The sequence below is a fragment of the Rothia uropygioeca genome (assembly GCF_004136585.1).
Taxonomy (GTDB): domain Bacteria; phylum Actinomycetota; class Actinomycetes; order Actinomycetales; family Micrococcaceae; genus Rothia.
Genome location: NZ_NOIR01000004.1, coordinates 100365 through 118826, shown reverse-complemented (window position 1 = coordinate 118826; position 18462 = coordinate 100365). Strand labels below are relative to the sequence as shown.

The window sequence follows — 18462 nt, the reverse complement described above, 5'->3', positions numbered from 1 at the left end:
AAGTAACCCGGTATCATGAAAGTGATGCCGGGTTTTTCTTTTGTCCAGTTGAACGAATGCACGTGCTTATTTCTGGACTATTCTCTTTCAAACCAAATAGAACGGCGCCCCGGCAGGCTATGGGCAAACCGGGGCGCCTAGGGGTTGGATGATGTGGCAGCGGGTCGAAATGGGGGATAGACCCACCGTGACATCCGTCGGACCCCTTCCGACATTCCCCAAGGATACTTCTATAACTGCCGATAGCTCAATTGAACTCGCTCAGGGATTCGACGTTCTTTTCCAATTCGTCACATCAATAAAGTACCGTCTAACGGGCTATAGCCTCGCGACCCAGGAAAATTGCGATGCCGATGAGGCTGTCCGGCCCTCCCCGATTGCGCTCGATTAGACGATCTGCAAGACCGCCCGAAACATTGAGTTTTCTGCGCGCGTTCTCTGCCGTCGGACCGGGTCGTGTTTATTGGCGTCGGTCACAGGGTTGTGGCCCGCGTGTAAGGAACCCGGAGCGCCTGTATCTGTTCGGCTTTCGGGGTTTGTTCTCGATTTGAAACATTGTCACGTGGCGTGCCGGCGTCCAGGCCAGTGGCCGGGAATATTGATAATTCCTGAGGTTCAAGTGGCGCAACTCTCGGTATTGGCCCAAAAATGATAGGTTTGGCTGTGAAGTTCACCGGCATTCACTAGGGAGGCTTGATGTCTCACTCCATCGACAACGGAGAGACCGCTAACTACCAAAAGCCCCGTTCGTATCGGGGAGGCTTCAGCTCCCTCAAGGCTGGGGCCAGTCAGGTACTGGGTATCGGCAAGGTGGCCTCCCGACTGGGCCCCAAGCAGATCAAAGACGAAATCCAAATTGCAAAGCTCGAGCTGAAAGACAAGGGCATCAAGCTCGGCGTCGGCGCGGCATTCGTCGTCGTAGGGCTGGTTTTCCTGCTCTTCGCGACGATCGCATTGATCGGGGCCGCCATCGCCGGCCTCGCGACCGTTATGCCGTTGTGGCTTTCGGCCCTGCTCTTCGCCGCGCTATTTATCGTTCTTCTGGCGATCTTCGCTCTCGTCGGTTTGATGAAGATCAAGAAGCAGATGCCGCTCAAACCGGAATCTGCGATCTTCGGATTCCTCTACGACCTTGGCGTGGCCAAGGAAGGCTCGTCCTACACCTCGAGCCGTGTGCGTCGTGAGATGCAAGAGAAGCAAGAGGCCAAGGCCGACGAGAAGCAGAAAGCCAAGGAAGAAAAGAAGCGCCAGGAGAAGTCCGGCCAGGCTCCGCAGAATGCTCAGCCGACGCAGGACCAGCTGGAGCAGCGCACCAAGGCGCGTCGCGATCACCTCAAGTCATTGCGGGACGACTTCGGAAACCAGTTCTCCTCGGTGCAGTCCTCTGCTACTGGCCTGGTGGACAAGTCCAAATCGGATGCCCAGTCGGCACCGGATCGCGCGAAGTCTGCCGCATCGAACTTCACCGCGAACATTTCCGACCCCGAGAACCTCAAGGCACGCTGGAAGCCGCTCACTGCCTTCGCAGTGTCGGCCGGCGCGTTCTTCGTGTTCCTCGGACGCCTGTTCAAGAAGAAGTAAGGCAACGGTCCCCGGTACCAACCGGACCTTGATTCACGAGGACGCCCGCTCACCCTTCGGTGGGCGGGCGTCGTTGCGTTGTGCGGGGCCTCGGAACCATGAGCCACGCCTCAGGGCGGCCTCGGCGACACTAGGTGTGTGATCGGTAGACTGTTGGGGACCGCGTGGACGCCACGACCCTTCGAACAGACGACGGAACGCCACCGACTTATGACTACCAAGCCCCTCAAGATCCTCATTGGCGCGGATACTTACCCGCCCGACGTCAACGGTGCGGCCCAATTCGGCCATCGATTGGCCATGGGAATGAAGGACCGTGGCCACGAAGTCCACGTCGTCGCGGCTCGTACTACCGGTGGCGCCTCGTACGACATCGAGATCGACGGGATCAGGGAGCATCGCCTGCGGTCGCACCACCCGCCGACGCACCCCTATTTCCGGTTTTGTTTTCCTTGGGAGATGCAATTCCGTGTGGGGCGGATCCTGGACCAGGTCAAGCCGGATGTGGTCCACATCCAATGCCACTACATTATTGGTCGGATGCTGTCCTGGGAATGCAAGCGTCGAGGGATTCGGATGGTTGCGACCAACCACTTCATGCCGGAGAACCTCAATCCTTTCCTGCCGTTTCCGCAGATTGCGCTGGACTTCATCTCGAAGTGCTCATGGAAAGACATGGAAAGGGTCCTCGGGCGGGCCGAATACGTCACCACGCCGACGCCGATCGGCGCGAAGGCGATGCACGATCACGGTTTCAAAACGCCGGTCATTCCGGTTTCCAACGGCATCGACTCGTCCGTCTACGAATTGGAGCACGGGGAGCAGATCGACAAGAGGGACTATCCCGTGATTTTCTTCGCCGGCCGGCTCGCGGTCGAGAAGAATATCGACGTCCTGATCAAGGCACTGTCTCTCTTGCCTGCCCATCTGAACGCCCACGTCGAATTGGCAGGAAGCGGAGAGATCGAGGATCAGCTCAAAGAAGTTTCTCGCGAAGTCGGGGTCGAGGACCGTGTCGATTTTCTGGGCTTCGTTTCGGACGCCGAATTGCGCGCCGGATACCTTCGTGCCGATATCTTCTGCCAGCCCGGGACCGCAGAATTGCAGTCACTGGTCACGCTCGAGGCGATGTCGGCCTCCACGCCCGTAGTTCTGGCCGATGCTTTGGCATTGCCCCACTTGGTGCGCGAGGGCGAGAACGGGTATCTGTTCGAGCCCGGGAACGAAAAGGACCTCAGCGAGAAGCTCTTGCGTATCTTGACGGCCTCGGAAGAGACCCGACGCCGAATGGGCGAAATCAGTCACACCATGGTCAAGCAGCATTCCGTGGAGAAGACGTGGGATGCTTTCGAGGCCATGTACAACGGTTCCTACAATGGGCCCGTGGGGCAGTGATCACGGCCAACCGTATTTTTGCGGTACGCAAGGACGTGAAGAACGGCCGACGATCCGAGGTGGCCGTGAGCGGGCTTTACATGCGGTATTCTAGATAGCTGTTCGGCCCTGTTCACCGCGGGACCGGGAAAATATCATTCGGGGGGTTAGCTCAGCTGGTCAGAGCAGAGGACTCATAATCCTTTGGTCGCGGGTTCAAGCCCCGCACCCCCTACCGAAAGAGCCCGCTTCCGGCCGCCATCGTGCGGCCGCAAGCGGGCTCTTTGCTATTTGGGGGGGGCCTCGATCTATTTTCCGGTCCGCGTCCAGTCGACTTTTCGCCCGATGCTGGGAGCCCACTTCTCGATGGTTTCTCTCTTCCAACCGAACCATTCCGATGCCTTGGACCCGTGCAGGATGGCGTCAGGCTTGGGCATCGTGCCCGCGTTGTGCCGTTGTTGAATGGCCGCAGGTGTCATCCCCAAGGCCACTGCGATCTTGTGTCGGCTGACGTAGTGCATGGTCACGAGTGATCGGCATCCTTTCCCGCGAGAGGCTCTGAGCGAAGCTTCGCACATTCACACTAAGGGATTGAAGAGTTCCTGGCATGTACAAATCCACATCATGGAATGGGAAGACAGAAGTCTTCGGTTATAGCTGAAGATCAGAGGTCTGGGCCGCGGGGGAGAGGCCACAGGACGGAGGGGCTAAGGGCTCCCACCAGCAAGAGCGGGTTCACGTAGTCACCGCCGTGTCGAACTCCCCAGTGGAGGCAAGAAGAACACCCCTCGTGTGATTGTTCCCAGTCCCGCCTCGCTATGACATCTCCCGAAGAGACTCTGGTGCCCCGTGGCAGCTGTTCGGTCACGGGCTCGAAACTCGTGAGATAGCCATCGTCCGTGGTCACCGTGATAACGCCACGGTCCACGACCCGACCGGAAAAGGTCACGGTCCCGGACGCCGGCGATCTGATCGTCTGCCCGGGTTTCACGGCAAGGTCCACGCCTCGGTGACCGGGGTCCCACTTCCGGGCGGGTTTCTCGAATTTTCTTTCGACCGCGGGCGCGGGCGAGGTCGGCCATACCCATCGGGGGACCCAGGAAGGCGCGCGAGCCGGTATTGCAAGCTCGTGCGCCCCTCCAAGGACGGCGGCGAGGACAAGGGCAAGGATTGTGTTCATGCCACCATCAAAGGTCCTCGCCACGAGCAGTTTCGGAAGAATTCGGTGTGAATGCCTACTCCGGTGGAAAAGTGTGATTCAGATCGGTGGATATTCGGACGGTGGAGGGCTTTGGCGTGCTGTATAGTTGCCGTAGCAGTGGAACAACTATGTCCGCTGACTTCGCGCGGCCAGCGCGCCCTTCGCATACGGAGGGCGGTGCCTACCAACGGTCCGTCGCCTTTCAGGAGGCGGTAACGGTAGGTTCTGGATCCAGTCGGGCAACCGGCTCGGGAATCGCAGGTCGCTAGGAATGGGGCGAGTCACATGCTCGCTTCATGGAAAACCGATAACTACTAGGCCGATGCGCTGCCCTAAAGTATCTGGGGCGCATCGCACAAAGGAGACGACATGCCCGTCGTAACTATGCGTCAGTTGCTCGATTCCGGTGTCCATTTCGGCCACCAGACCCGCCGTTGGAACCCGAAGATGAAGCGTTTCATCTTTACCGAGCGCAACGGCATCTACATCATCGATTTGCAGCAGTCGCTCGAATTCATCGATCGTGCCTTCGAGGCCGTCAAGGCAACCGTGGCACACGGTGGAACCATTCTTTTCGTGGGTACCAAGAAGCAGGCCCAGGAGGCCATTGCCGAGCAGGCCACCCGCGTCAACATGCCTTACGTTAACCATCGCTGGCTCGGCGGTATGCTGACCAACTTCGCAACCGTCTCCAAGCGTATTGAGCGCATGAAGGAACTCGAGCAGGTCGACTTCGACGACGTCGCCGCATCGCAGTACACCAAGAAGGAACTGCTCCTGCTCCGTCGCGAGTTCGAGAAGCTCGAGAAGACCTTGGGCGGTATTCGCAACCTGTCCAAGACCCCGTCGCTGCTGTGGGTCGTTGACACGAAGAAGGAGCACCTCGCCGTCGACGAGGCCCAGAAGCTGGGCATTCCGGTCGTGGCCATCCTGGACACCAACTGCGATCCGGACGAAGTCGCCTTCCCGATCCCGGGCAACGATGACGCCATCCGCTCCGTGAACCTGCTGACACGCGTTGTTGCCGACGCCGTGGCCGAGGGTCTTCTCGAGCGCAACAACAAGCAGTCCGGCAAGGCTGACGCCGCAGAGGAGCCCATGGCAGAGTGGGAGAAGGAACTTCTCGAGCAGCACGAGGCTCAGAAGGCATCCGAGACCGCTTCCGAAGCCGAGAAGGCTTCAGACTCTGAGGGCTCGGAGAAGACCGAGGCTGAAGAGTCCACCGAGACCTCTTCCAACTAATCCGTAGCTGACCGGTCCGCGCTTGATCGGACCGCACAGTATCCGCAAGGCCGGGCCGCACCGGCCCGGCCTTGCGTTCACGTGCTCATCAAAAAACCTAAGGAGTTCACATGGCGAACTACACTGCAGCCGATATCAAGGCGCTGCGCGAGCGCACCGGTGCCGGCATGCTCGATGTCAAGAAGGCTTTGGACGAAGCCGAGGGAGATCAGCAGAAAGCTCTCGAGATCATCCGCGTGAAGGGCCTCAAGGGCGTGACCAAGCGTGAAGGTCGAGCGACCGCCGAAGGTCTCGTCGCTGCGCGCGTTGAGAACGGTGTCGGCTATCTCGTCGAGGTCAACTCGGAGACCGATTTCGTGGCGAAATCGGCCCCGTTCATCGAATTCGGCAACTCGGTTCTCGATGCGGCAGTGAGCGCCGACGTCGACAACCTCGAGGACCTTCTCAAGGCCACCTCGAATGGCAAGACCGTGGAGGAGCAGGTCACCGAGGCCGGCGCCCTTCTCGGTGAGAAGGTCGTTGTGCGCCGCGTTGCTCGCCTCGAGGGCGAGAACGTTGCCGTCTACCTCCACAAGACGTCGAAGGACCTCCCGGCCCAGGTCGGTGTCCTGCTCGCCGTCGATGGCAAGGACGCGGACGAGGTCGCACACGACGTCGCCGTCCACATCGCAGCGATGGCTCCCAAGTTCCTGGACGAGTCGGGCATCCCGGCCGAGCAGGTCGAATCCGAGCGTCACATTGCCGAGGAGACCGCGCGTTCCGAGGGCAAGCCCGAGAAGATCATTCCGCAGATCGTTCAGGGCCGCCTGAAGGGCTTCTTCAAGGAGAACACCCTGGTCGATCAGGACTTCGCCAAGGACTCAAAGAAGTCCGTCGGACAGGTGCTGGAAGAGGCAGGTGCCAAGGCCACCGGCTTTGTCCGCTTCCGAGTTGGCAACTGATCAACGAAGTGTTTGAGGGAGCGTCCACCATGTGTGGACGCTCCCTCTTTGCGTAAGCTAGCTGGGGACGACCAGCCCAACCACGAGAACGCAGGGTCAAGAGCCCAGGAGGATCCATGTCCGTCAATACCGCCCCTTCAGCCGAACCGCAGCGCCGCAGGGTCTTGCTCAAGCTTTCCGGGGAGGTCTTCGGCGGCGGCCGCGTCGGTATCGACACGGCCGTGGTACGGAAGTTCGCCGAACAGATCGCTTCGACGGTTGGTCAGGCTGAAACGTCGATCGTCGTCGGTGGCGGCAATTTCTTTCGGGGCGCCGAATTGTCTTCCGCGGGCCTCGATCGGTCCCGCGCCGATTACATGGGCATGCTCGGAACGGTCATGAATTCCCTGGCGCTCCAGGACATCCTGGAGCAGAGCGGTGTGGACACTCGCGTGCAGTCGGCCATCGAAATGGCTCAGGTAGCGGAGAATTACATTCCGCGTCGGGCCATCCGGCACATGGAGAAGGATCGTGTGGTGATCTTCGGGGCAGGGGCAGGTCTTCCATATTTCTCGACCGACACGGTCGCGGCGCAACGAGCCTTGGAAATCCGTGCGGACGAGGTGCTCGTGGCCAAGAACGGTGTCGACGGTGTCTACACTGCCGACCCCAAGGTCGACCCCACCGCGGAACGTCTGACTCACCTGACCTACGACGAGGCCCTGCAACGGAACATTCGCGTCATGGACCAGACGGCATTCAGCCTCTGCAAGGACAACAACGTCACGATGCGCGTATTCGGCATGCAGGGCGAGGGCAACGTTGCCCGCGCGATCCTCGGTGAAGAAATCGGAACCCTAGTCACTGCCTAGCGTGACGAGGCCGGATGGGTTCGCCCGTCCCCGAATCAGGTCGCTAAACTGAATCAAGGAGACTTTAGACGGTGCCGTACCCGGTCTTTCCTGGCCGGTCGGCGGCGGCTGTCTAGGCCACATCCGAATGGGTGTGACTACACCGAATGAGGAGATCGAATTGATCGAAGATTCCCTGTCCGAAGCCCGTACCAAGATGGGCAAAGCGGTCGACACGGCGAAGGACGACTTCGCCGCGGTACGTACTGGCCGTGCCAACCCCTCGTTGTTCTCGGGCGTCCTGGTGAGCTACTACGGAACCCCGACACCCTTGCAGCAGTTGGCTTCCTTCCAGAACCCGGAAGCACGTACCCTTCTCATTACGCCTTTCGACAAGTCGGCCCTGGGCGACATCGAGAAAGCTTTGCGAGATTCCGATATGGGCGCGAATCCCGCCAACGACGGCAATGTGATTCGCATCGTGATGCCCGAATTGACCGAAGAGCGCCGCAAGGAATATGTGCGCATGGTTTCCGGCAAGGCCGAGGATGCCCGCGTGGCCGTTCGCAACATCCGCCGCACGGCCAAGACCGCGATCGAGAAGATCGTCAAGGACGGGGACGCGGGCGAGGACGAAGGCAACCGCGCCGAAAAGGAACTTGATTCCATCACCAAGAAGCACATCGACCAGATCGACGATCTGTTCAAGCGCAAGGAAGCCGAGCTTCTCGAGGTCTGATGTCGTCTCCTACAGAGTCTTCGTCGACCCCAGAGAAGAAGTCTCGGGCAGGTAGAGACCTCCCTGCGGCTATCGGGGTCGGCGCGACCCTGGTGGTCGTCGTCGTCATTGGGCTGTTCTTCGTTCCGATGGTGATCGTGGCCGTCGCCGCTCTGGCGGCGGCCGTGGGAACCTGGGAGGTCGGCCAAGCTCTGAACCACAAGCGCGGGATGCGCGTGCCGATCATTCCAGCCGTCGTCACGGGCGCCCTGCTCCCTTTCGCCGCGTATTTCGGCGGGGGAGAAGCGCTGATACTTTCCGTGTTGGGCGCCGTCAGTCTCTTGACACTGTGGCGAGCGTTCGGGCAGAAATCCGGGATGTTGCTGTCCATCATGGGCGGGATCTTCGTGATGTGCTGGGTTCCGTTCATGCTCGCGTTGGCAGTCCTGATTTTCCGCGAGGACAACGGTGCTGCAAAGGTGTTCACGATCGTCCTCATGGCCATAGGTAATGACACCTGGGGCTACATTGCCGGCGTGTTCTTCGGTAAACACCCCATGGCACCTAGGATTAGCCCCAAAAAAACCTGGGAAGGCTTTGCCGGGTCCATGATCGGGTCCATGATCGTGGGAGTATTGTGCGCGGTCTTCCTGCTGGGTGCGCCATGGTGGAACGGCATTGTGATAGCCGTCCTTCTGGTGGTCGCTTCCACCGTAGGAGATCTGTCCGAATCCATGGTCAAAAGAGAAATCGGGATCAAGGACATGAGCAACATCTTGCCTGGTCACGGCGGCGTCATGGACCGGCTCGACTCAATCGTCTTCGCAGCCGCCATTGGATACGTCATCTTTGCAGCACTTCTGGTCTGACCCATTCAACGCTCACTGGAGGAATACATGCCCGGCTCATCCGTTCCGGAACAGAACGACGACTCTATTTCGGCTACACAAGAACTAGGCCGAATCGGTCGGGTCGCTCCCAAGAAGAGCGGGTATTCTGTTCGACAGGTGCGGGATATTCTGGATCGGTGCGGCAGGGACGTGGAATTGCTGCGACAAGGTCCATCCGGGGGCGCTATCACCGCGGCCGAGATCCGCGCTGTGGAGTTCGAACCCGAGAAGGGCGGATACGAACCCGCGGACGTGGACTTCGCATTGGAGTCCTACGAGGACAGATTCGCCGCTGTGGAGAAACAGACATCGATTCAGCGGAACGGTCAAGAGGCGTGGCACGAGTACGCCTCGCAATTGGCTGACCTCGTGATGGGTCGCTTGAAGAGAAGTGACGGTGAGCGATTCAGGCGACCGGCGCGACGTCGCATCGAAGGCTACTTTGTGGGCGATGTCGACAGCCTGTGCGCGGACCTGTTGGAGTATTTCCGTCACAGCGACGATGTCAAGCCGACCTTGATTCGACGGGCCTCATTCCGAGCGGCCACATCCAAACATGCCTATGACGAAGCGCAGGTGGATGCCTTCCTGGAGAAGGCCATTCAGCTGACCCAAGCATTGCGCTGACGCGTGGCACGGCGGTGCACAGCCTTTACCCTCCGGGGCCTGAGGCTGAGACCGCCGTGATCCTTCCGGCACCACGACGTCGTGCTTTGGAAGGAGAAGTACTATGCGGAGCATATTCCGCATCATGAAGGCCACCGGATCCCTCTGGCCGTTTTACGTCGGTATCCTCATCTGTTCGGTCTTGACGGCAATCGCTTCCCTGGCGACGCCATTCGTCTTGAAGTTCGCGACGGATGCTGTGGTCGCGGCCCTCAACGGGCACGGCGACTCGACCGCTCGCATCATCTTCACGTTTGCGGGCCTCTATCTGATCATGCAGCTGTTCAGCACCTTCATCTCCAACTACGGCGGATACCTGGGCGACATCATGGGGCAACGGATGCGTTCCCTGCTATCTACCCGGTATTTCCACAAGCTGTTGAGCCTTCCCCAGAGCTATTTCGATACTCAACTCACCGGGTCCGTGGTCTCCCGGCTGAACCGGTCGATCGCGGAAGTCACCTTCTTCATCAAGTCGATGTCGAACAACTTCTTCTCGACGATCATCACCACCATCGCCGTGCTAGTCATCATGTTCGTCTATTACTGGCCCCTGGCGGTTCTCCTGCTGATCATTTATCCGATGTATCTCTGGCTGACCGGGTTGACTAGCAAGAAATGGCAAGTCTGGGAGCGGGACAAGAACGAGCACATCGACCTGGCTGGGGGCCGATTCAACGAAGTCATCTCCCAGCTGAGGGTGGTCAAGTCCTTCGGAACCCAAGCCAGGGAATTAGCGGCGTTCACCCGTCACTTCACGGACACCGTATCCCTGACGAAAGACCAGTCTCGGCATTGGCACCGCATGGACAACTACCGGAGGTCCGTCCTCAACCTCGTGTTCTTCGCGATGTACCTGCTGATCTTCTGGAAGACACTCGAAGGCGATTTCTCCTTGGGCGACATGGTGCTCATGATCCAGCTCATGGCCATGGCGTCGCAGCCGGTCGCGATGCTCTCGTGGATCATCGACTCGGCCCAGCGCGCGATTGCGGGCTCGCGGGAGTACTTCGAGGTCATGAATCTGCCGAATGATCCTCGCGCCGGCTCCGTTGTGGCCCCGACGGTGACCGGAACGATCCAACAGGTTTCGCCCGAAACACCTGCCGTAGCTGAGCCGGCGACCCCGCGCACTGACCGGCTGCCGGACCCCGTCATCACCTTCGACCGCGTCTCTTTCGCCTATGACGGCGAACAGGCGGTTCTCGAAGACATCACGCTCTCGATCGCCCGTGGAGAGAAAGTAGCCTTCGTTGGCGAGTCAGGAGGCGGCAAATCGACCCTGATGTCCCTTCTGCAAGGTCTGTACATGCCTACGAAGGGAAAAGTAGCCGTCGCGGGGTTCGACACCTCGACGTCGACCCTTGGCCAATTGAGGGCCGCGATGGGAATGGTCTTCCAGGACGCCTCCCTCTTCTCGGGAACAATCGCGGAGAACATCGCCTACGCTCGGCCCGATGCGAGCCGTGAAGACATCGTGAAAGCTGCGGAACAAGCCAACGCTGACATCTTCGTCCGGAAATTCGCCGACGGCTACGACTCGCTGATCGGGGAGCGGGGGCTGAAGCTTTCGGGCGGACAGAAACAGAGGATCGCCGTAGCCAGGGCGATTCTCAAGGACGCGCCGATCCTGATCCTTGATGAAGCGACGAGCGCCCTGGATACTCGGTCCGAGCGAATCGTTCAGGATGCCCTCGACCGACTGATGGTCGGCCGAACGAGTCTGATCATCGCGCATCGACTGTCCACGATCTCGGCTGTCGACCGCATCGTGACACTGGAGAACGGCAGGATCCGTGAGATCGGAACTCCCAGTGAGCTTGCGTCCTCGGGCGGGATTTACTCTGAATTGTTGCGATTGCAGATGTCGGCCACCGCGGCGGACCGCCAACGTCTCAAGAAATTCGGCATTGTGGGATGAGCCCATGCGTGGTCGTCGGTGGTACACCGGTCCGTAGGAGCCATTAATGCGGTCGAGAGTCCGTAGAATCGAGCGCGGGGGCGGAAAACCGTCCACGATGGGAACGGACGGGAGACTTTAGTGGATCTTTCTCAAGTTCTGGGCGGGTCATGGCTCATGTTCGTGGTCGGCGTCCTCATCATGGCTGTGGGCATCGCTCTGTCGATCGCGCTCCACGAAGTCGGACATTTGGTGCCCGCCAAATTATTCAATGTCCGGGTCACCCAATACATGATCGGTTTTGGCAAAACCATTTTCTCCCGGCGAAAGGCAGAGACCGAGTACGGGCTCAAGGCCATACCGCTAGGCGGGTATATCTCGATGATCGGGATGTATCCTCCGGACAAGAACGGCGAGAAGATCACGAGCGATTCGACCGGGCTCGTCCAACAGATGGTCTCGGAAACGCGCAGCATGGAGGCCGAGCGCCTGCAACCGGGGGACGAGAACCGTCAGTTCTACCAATTGCCGATCTACAAGCGAATCATCATCATGCTGGGCGGGCCCTGCATGAATCTCTTGATCGGAATCCTCTGCCTGAGTGTCGTGGTTCTGTCCTTCGGGACGGCCCAGCCGACCACCAAAGTTTCGGCGGTCAATCAATGCATTCAAAAGGTCCAGGCCGGTCAGGAAGAGCAGAAAACCGAATGCGGGGCAGACGACCCAGCGGCACCCGCCTATGAGGCCGGGATCAAGCCGGGCGACAAGATCGTGCGTTTCGCGAATCAGGATATCGACTCCTGGGATCAGCTCAGTCGTCTCATTCGTGAACACGGCAACCAGGACGTACCCGTGGTCGTCGACCGGGACGGCCGCGAAGTCAGTCTGAGCATGAGCCCGATGATCACCCAACGTCCCGTGACCGATGCCGCCGGTGTCCCCCAGACAGACACCGAGGGCAAGACCCAGACGCAAGAGGTCGGGTTCATCGGGATCAGCCCCGAGCAGGACCTCAAAGCCGGGAGCATTTCCGAGATTCCACCGGTGATCGGGCAAACCTTCAACCAGATCGGCAGCGTCATCATCAAGCTTCCGCTGCGGGTTTGGGACGTAGGGGTTGCGCTCTTCACCCAGAAAGAACGACCTGCCGATTCTCCGATGTCGGTGGTCGGAGTCGGGCGTGTGGCGGGAGAAGTGGCCTCTACTCAAAACATCACCACCAAAACCAAAGCGGCCTACATCGTCTCTGTTCTGGGAACCTTGAACTTCAGCCTCTTCGTCTTCAACCTGATTCCGCTTCTGCCTTTGGACGGTGGTCACGTTGCAGGCGCCCTATGGGAAGGAATACGGCGGTTCTGGGCACGGTTGAGAAAGAAAGCCGACCCCGGTCATTTCGACCCGATCAGGTTGCTGCCTCTGACCTACGTGGTTGCGGTGGCCTTCATGGGGATGTCGGTCCTGCTGATCGCCGCGGACATTTTCGACCCGGTGAAAATCCTATGACCCCGGGAGCCATGACTTCGTGAAATTCCTGACGCAACGCGCAGATCGTATCTCGGGGCCGACCGTTCGTCCCTTGACCGTCGACGATACCGAGAGCCTCCTCGGATTGATCAACCAATCTCCCGTGGCCAACCTGTTCCCGCTGGAGCATTATGAGCGCATCGGTCTGCCGCGCCCCTCGTTCCTGACGCGGATGCATTCTGCCTCGCCTTTTCTCGGCGTCTTCGAACCGTCTGAAGAGATGGGAAAAACCGAACTCTCCGAGCTGACGGGAGCAGTGTGGTTCGGCGCGAATCTGGTCCCCATCCGTCTGGAACGTCACCACTTCTCCCGGGTTGCGGATTACGTCCTGCGGACCCACAAAAGGCCCGCCTCCTTGTTCGGCCCCGCAGAATTCGTCATGCCCCTGTGGGATCTGATTCGCGGCGGCCTGCCCCGGCCTTTCGACATTCGCCCACAACAGCCGCTCATGGCCCTGGTCGATCACGAGACCGCCCGTCGCGTGGCGCACCGGGAAACCACGTCCGGATTGTCCCCGGTACGGTGGGCCGTACCGAGTGACCTGGAAGCGCTCCTGCCTGCGAGCGTGTCAATGTTCACCGAGGAAGTCGGGTACTCGCCGATGGAACACAACCCGGAGGGATACTCACAACGAGTTCTCGAGACCGTCCGATCGGGCCGTACGGTCGTTGCCACGGACAGGAGGGGAGAGGTGATCTTCAAGACGGACCTTGGCCTCGCAGCGCAGGACATGTGCCAGCTCCAGGGCGTGTGGCTTGCTCCCCGGCTCAGGGGCCAAGGACTTTCCGAAGCGTTCATGGCGCAGGCTTGCGAGCTGATCGCCCCGCGGTTTTCGAGGATCAGCCTGTACGTCAACGACTACAACGGTCCGGCTCGCGCGCTGTACCGAGCCGTCGGTTTCCAACAGGTCGGCACCTTCTCGACGATCCTGATGTAACCGGCGCCTCCTGTCCTGCTGGTATGTACTCCACGGTGGGCTCCTTTAGACTTATCCGAGAGACAACCGGCACCTCAAAGAAACGGACTTCATAGTTGGCCATTCGCCTATCCTCGCTTTTCCTCCGCACCCTTCGCGAAGACCCGGTCGACGCGGAAGTGGATAGCCATAAACTCCTGGTGCGCGCCGGTTACATCCGCCGAGCGGCCCCCGGCATCTATTCGTGGTTGCCGCTGGGCCTACGGGTCCTGACCAAGGTCGAGGCGATCGTCCGCGAGGAAATGGATGCGATCGGCGCCCAGGAAGTCCACTTCCCAGCATTGCTGCCCCGTGAGCCGTATGAAACGTCCAACCGTTGGGTGGAGTACGGAGAGAATCTCTTCCGCCTGAAGGACCGCAAGGACGCGGATTACCTCTTGGCGCCTACGCATGAGGAGATGTTCACGCTCCTGGTCAAGGACATGTATTCCTCGTACAAGGATCTGCCGGTGACCTTGTACCAAATCCAGACCAAATACCGTGATGAAGCACGCCCCCGTGCGGGTCTTCTGCGCGGTCGTGAATTCATTATGAAGGATTCCTACTCCTTCAGCGTGGACGACCAAGGCCTCGAAGAGGCCTACCAAGCACATCGAGGCGCTTACCAGCGAATCTTCAAACGCTTGGGTCTGGAGATCGTCATCGTTCAGGCGCAGTCCGGTGCCATGGGCGGCTCACGCTCCGAGGAATTTCTGCACCCGACGCCCATCGGCGAAGATACCTTTGTCCGTTCCGAAGGGGGATACGCGGCCAATGTCGAAGCCGTCACGACCGTGGCCCCCGAGGCCATCGACATCGAGGGACTGGCGGCCGCGCACGTCGAGGAAACGCCGGATTCGCCGACCATCGATACCCTCGTTGCCCAAGCCAATGCGCTTCACGCGAAGGACGGTCAACAGTGGACGGCAGCGGACACCCTGAAGAACCTTCTGGTGGCCGTAACCCTTCCGAGCGGGGAGAAACAGATCGTCGCCGTCGGCGTGCCCGGGGATCGGGCCGTCGATCTCAAGCGACTCGAAGTCAGCCTCAGTGACGCCCTGGAAGTCGGCGGCGAAGTCGAGGTGAACCAAGCCGACGACTCCGATCTGCGTAGCTACCCGATGCTCGTCAAGGGCTACATCGGGCCCGGTCTGAGCACCGATGCCGCTACTCTGGGCACCGAGTCGACGACCGGCATTCCGTATTTCGTGGATCCCCGCGTGGTCGAGGGCTCCGCCTGGATAACGGGCGCGAACCTGCAAGGTCGACATGTTTTCGATCTGGTCGCCGGTCGCGATTTCACCTGGGACGGTGTCGTCGAAGCGTGCGAAGTCCGTGAAGGCGACCAGGCTCCGGATGGTTCGGGGCCTTTGCATACCGCTCGCGGAATCGAGATGGGTCACATCTTCGCTCTCGGTCGCAAATACGCGGATGCCCTGGGGCTTCGCGTACTGGACTCCAACGGCAAACTCGTCACCGTGACCATGGGTTCGTACGGTGTCGGCGTCACCAGAGCGCTCGCGGCCATTGCCGAATCCAATCACGATGAGCGGGGTCTGATCTGGCCCCGCGACCTGGCGCCTGCGGATGTTCATGTGGTCGCCGCCGGCAAGGGCGAGGAAATCATGAGCGGTGCCGAAGGCATCGTGGAGCAGTTGGAACGAGCTGGCTTGCAGGTGATCTTCGACGACCGAGCCAAAGCGTCTCCCGGTGTGAAGTTCGGTGACGCCGAGCTGCTCGGTGTTCCGACGATCCTGGTCATAGGACGCGGCTACAAGGACGGCAAGGTCGAGATCAAGGACCGGATCAGTGGTGAATCCCGCGAGGTCGACATCTCGATTGTGGTGGACGAAGTGGTGAAAGAAACCAAGTCGGTCGCTTCCGACGGCTGAACCGCGATCTATGACGTGAGCCGCTGAACGAAAGAGCTGAATGAAAGAGGGGTACTCGGAAGGTGATCGCGGGAATCGAATCCCTGGATCCGAGCACCCTGGTTCTTGTACTCGTCGGCGGATTCCTGGCCGGTTGGGTTGATGCCGTGGTGGGCGGTGGCGGTCTGATTCAATTGCCCGTTGTGCTCATGATCCCGGGCATGACTCCGGTGCAGGCCCTCGCAACCAACAAATTCGGTTCGCTGCTCGGAACCAGCACCAGCGCGGTGACGTACTTCCGTCGCACGACGACGCCTCTCCGGCCCTCGTTGCCGATGGCGGGCGTCGCCTTCTTCGGCAGTTTCGCGGGAGCCGCGGTGGCCGCATCCCTGCCCCAAGCAGTTTTCAAACCCGTGATCCTCGCGGCCCTGGTCGCGGTGGCCGTGTTCACCGTGCTCAAACCGAATGCGGGGACATTGACCAAGCCCACGATGGATTCCCGGACTGTGCTCGTTCGTTCGACGGCGCTGGGACTCGTCATAGGTTTCTACGACGGTGTTCTCGGCCCAGGAACGGGGTCATTTCTGATCATCGGTCTCATCACGCTGCTCGGCCAGAACTTCTTGCGGGCCAGCGCGCAGGCCAAAGTCGTCAACATGGCGACGAATCTCGGTGCCTTGGCGTTTTTCGGGTTCCACGGTTCGGTGGTCTGGGCTCTGGGACTGCTTCTGGGAATCGCCAACATGGCCGGAGGCTATACCGGGGCCAGAAGTGCCGTGTCTCAAGGGAACAGGTTTATCCGCGTCGTGTTCCTGGCCGTGGTGGCCGTTTTGATCGTCAAAACCGGCTGGGATGTTTACGGCGACGTGATCGCATAGGGACGAGACTTGTTCAGCGCCCGATTCCAGTACCCCGCTGTGGGGCCATCCGTCAGGAAATTCCGGGCAGGGCCGGCACATCCCCGCTGATCTGGGTCGAGATCGCGGTGTTGAGAGCCAGCGAACGGGCACCCCAAGCGGTCCAGGAACCAGATCCCTGAGCATCGGACTTACCCGGCTTCTGGGATCGGATCACCCCGATCGATTCGCTGCCGAGATGATCCGCCTGTTCGGCCATGATTTTCCCCGGGTCCCGTGCAGCACCATGGGGGAGTTTGTAGGCGGCCTTCGGCTGCGGCATCGCGGAGCAATTCTGATCCAACCCGGCACGCAGCTGCTGAAGCTGAGAAGAATGAATCTTGGCGGCGACCACGATCCGGTCCGAGGTGTCTTTCGGTATGTTGTCGACGTCCTGGCGGGCCTGGAAGTAGGACTCGGACCAGGTCGACGTATAGAGACCCGTCAGAACCTTCGTGAGGTTTTCGGAATCTTCCGCATTCGATCCGTCGTCGGCTTGTTGGGAACCAGCGCCCCCGGAGGCCTTGTCCTTGGCATCGTCGGACATGGCAGGGCACAACCCGTCGGCCTTCAACGCCTCGTTCTGCCCTAAACCGGTGAGGTCCTTGAGCTCCCTGCTCGCCGCCGACGACGGGTCATCGACCTCGGCCAAGGTCCCATTCAAGAGCTGGACCGTGGCCCATTGACCGACCGAGATGGAGGTCAAAGTGGCGGACTCGTCCGAGGACAGGCCTGTGTTTGAAGCGAGATCGTAAATGCGTTGTGAGCTCTGAGTCATCCGTTGTGCCAGGCCGGGTACGTCCTGAGGCGCGTGATCCTCCTCAGGCTGGGCGTCCTCGACCGCTGAACGATTCAGCGCATCGAGCTGCTCGTGGAGATCCGATTCGAGGCTGTCCTTCTGGGACCCGGCGACACCCGAACTCCGGACGGCCGCTTGAAGACTTTTCAGCTCCGCCGCCGCCTGCTGTTGGGCTGCGACGCCGCCCTGATTGTGTGTGGTTCGCCACCAGACGAACCCTGAGACTGCTGCCAGGAGCAAGAGCACGATCAGCAAGAAAACAAAAATGGTCTTTGCGGCGGAAGTTTTCATCCGAACGTGTTTCCTCTGATGCGTTGCGGTCCTGGGTCAACTCACCATCATGGCATGTCGGGCAGGGCTGTGGGCGCTAACCTGGGGAGAGGACATGACATGACCATTACAGGAGGTCTCTTGGCCAACAACGGCTCGAACCCCAAGTCCACCACCAGCAAGAACACTTCTCGTCAACGCCGTCGGACCGCTCGGATGAAGGCCAACGCCGGATACTCGGACCAAGCTCATCCGAGGAATTCTCTGTCCGACACGCTGGACTTGCCTTCCTTGCGGGAGGCCATTGCGCCGGTCGTCGGGCAGTTCAACCTGGTTCTCGAAGAGGTCAGCGCCCGCGGCGCAGGAAAGAACCAGACCGTGACGGTCGTCGTCGATCTTCAGGAAGACGAGGAAGGCAGCGTCAGTCTGGACACCATCGCCGAGGTCTCCGGAGCAATTTCCGAGACCCTGGACCGGACCGAAGGAGACCCGGAAGAGACATACCTGCTCGAGGTGACATCCCCCGGTGCAACCCGCATGCTTTCCGAGCCTCGTCACTGGAAGCGGTCGCGAGGCCGGCTCCTCAGTCTGCGCCTTTCGGGCGGCGAGACCTTCGTCGCGCGCCTCGAAGAAACGGACGGTCGTACCGCGACGATTGCACGTCGGAGACAGACTCCCAAAGGCGTTCCGGCGAAGTATCTGGAACCGGAGGAGATCTCGGTTGAGGACGTCGAAGCGGCCCAGGTAGAAATCGAGTTCAGCCACTAGGACATCCCGGCTAGAATAAGTCGGAACACAGGGGCC

Annotated in this window: 17 protein-coding genes and 1 tRNA gene; 15 read left to right on the top strand and 3 right to left on the bottom strand. The window is 60.1% G+C overall.

The genetic code is table 11. The annotated features are described in order from the left end of the window. The first annotated feature begins 696 nt into the window (after positions 1-696). The 3 genes from EWR20_RS10590 (at position 697) to EWR20_RS10580 (ending at position 3190) form a co-directional block, all read left to right on the top strand. Positions 697-1581 (top strand): phage holin family protein, encoded by an 885-nt coding sequence (locus EWR20_RS10590; protein WP_129360645.1) that lies wholly within the window; start codon positions 697-699, stop codon positions 1579-1581. Positions 1582-1791: 210 nt separating this feature from the next. Continuing rightward, positions 1792-2976, top strand: coding sequence for a glycosyltransferase (locus EWR20_RS10585; RefSeq protein ID WP_129360644.1), 1185 nt, complete (start codon positions 1792-1794; stop codon positions 2974-2976). Positions 2977-3116: 140 nt separating this feature from the next. Beyond that, positions 3117-3190, top strand: a tRNA-Ile gene (locus EWR20_RS10580). Between the two features lie 73 nt (positions 3191-3263). Here EWR20_RS10580 and EWR20_RS10575 read toward each other — a convergent pair. Continuing rightward, a complete protein-coding gene (locus EWR20_RS10575; RefSeq protein WP_129360643.1) occupies positions 3264-3482 on the bottom strand; it encodes a hypothetical protein in 219 nt (72 codons plus the stop codon). A 137-nt stretch (positions 3483-3619) separates the two neighbouring features. Next, on the bottom strand, positions 3620-4135 hold the full coding sequence (locus EWR20_RS10570) for a M23 family metallopeptidase (protein WP_129360642.1): 516 nt from the start codon (positions 4133-4135) through the stop codon (positions 3620-3622). A gap of 390 nt (positions 4136-4525) precedes the next feature. On the opposite strand from EWR20_RS10570, the gene rpsB reads away from it, so the two are divergent. The 11 genes from rpsB to EWR20_RS10515 all read left to right on the top strand — a co-directional run bounded on the left by rpsB (position 4526) and on the right by EWR20_RS10515 (position 16571). Next, positions 4526-5398, top strand: coding sequence for a 30S ribosomal protein S2 (gene rpsB, locus EWR20_RS10565; RefSeq protein WP_129360641.1), 873 nt, complete (start codon positions 4526-4528; stop codon positions 5396-5398). 110 nt (positions 5399-5508) lie between these two features. Beyond that, the gene (gene tsf, locus EWR20_RS10560) at positions 5509-6339 is read left to right on the top strand and encodes a translation elongation factor Ts (RefSeq protein WP_129360640.1); all 831 of its coding nucleotides are present in this window, start codon (positions 5509-5511) and stop codon (positions 6337-6339) included. Positions 6340-6455: 116 nt separating this feature from the next. After that, a complete protein-coding gene (gene pyrH / locus EWR20_RS10555; RefSeq protein ID WP_129360639.1) occupies positions 6456-7190 on the top strand; it encodes a UMP kinase in 735 nt (244 codons plus the stop codon). Positions 7191-7350: 160 nt separating this feature from the next. Continuing rightward, the gene (gene frr, locus EWR20_RS10550; protein ID WP_129360835.1) at positions 7351-7908 is read left to right on the top strand and encodes a ribosome recycling factor; all 558 of its coding nucleotides are present in this window, start codon (positions 7351-7353) and stop codon (positions 7906-7908) included. Continuing rightward, a complete protein-coding gene (locus EWR20_RS10545; protein WP_129360638.1) occupies positions 7908-8756 on the top strand; it encodes a phosphatidate cytidylyltransferase in 849 nt (282 codons plus the stop codon). The genes frr and EWR20_RS10545 overlap by 1 nt, the downstream gene beginning before the upstream one ends. Before the next feature lie 27 nt (positions 8757-8783). Beyond that, positions 8784-9404, top strand: a complete 621-nt coding sequence (locus EWR20_RS10540) for a DivIVA domain-containing protein (RefSeq protein ID WP_129360637.1) — start codon at positions 8784-8786, stop codon at positions 9402-9404. A gap of 103 nt (positions 9405-9507) precedes the next feature. Continuing rightward, positions 9508-11364 carry an ABC transporter ATP-binding protein gene (locus tag EWR20_RS10535; RefSeq protein WP_129360636.1) on the top strand — a complete coding sequence of 619 codons (1857 nt, stop codon included), beginning with the start codon at positions 9508-9510 and terminating at the stop codon, positions 11362-11364. A gap of 156 nt (positions 11365-11520) precedes the next feature. Beyond that, positions 11521-12846, top strand: a complete 1326-nt coding sequence (locus tag EWR20_RS10530; RefSeq protein WP_129360834.1) for a M50 family metallopeptidase — start codon at positions 11521-11523, stop codon at positions 12844-12846. Between the two features lie 19 nt (positions 12847-12865). Next, positions 12866-13804, top strand: a complete 939-nt coding sequence (locus tag EWR20_RS10525; protein WP_129360635.1) for a GNAT family N-acetyltransferase — start codon at positions 12866-12868, stop codon at positions 13802-13804. Positions 13805-13899: 95 nt separating this feature from the next. Continuing rightward, positions 13900-15714, top strand: a complete 1815-nt coding sequence (locus EWR20_RS10520) for a proline--tRNA ligase (protein WP_129360634.1) — start codon at positions 13900-13902, stop codon at positions 15712-15714. Positions 15715-15776: 62 nt separating this feature from the next. Continuing rightward, positions 15777-16571 carry a sulfite exporter TauE/SafE family protein gene (locus tag EWR20_RS10515; protein ID WP_129360633.1) on the top strand — a complete coding sequence of 265 codons (795 nt, stop codon included), beginning with the start codon at positions 15777-15779 and terminating at the stop codon, positions 16569-16571. 52 nt (positions 16572-16623) lie between these two features. Here EWR20_RS10515 and EWR20_RS10510 read toward each other — a convergent pair whose 3' ends face one another. Continuing rightward, positions 16624-17679: a hypothetical protein gene (locus EWR20_RS10510; RefSeq protein ID WP_129360632.1), complete on the bottom strand. Its 1056-nt coding sequence runs from the start codon at positions 17677-17679 to the stop codon at positions 16624-16626. Positions 17680-17778: 99 nt separating this feature from the next. Between EWR20_RS10510 and EWR20_RS10505 the strand changes: the two genes are divergently transcribed. After that, positions 17779-18426: a ribosome maturation factor RimP gene (locus EWR20_RS10505; protein ID WP_165001019.1), complete on the top strand. Its 648-nt coding sequence runs from the start codon at positions 17779-17781 to the stop codon at positions 18424-18426. Positions 18427-18462: the final 36 nt, after the last annotated feature.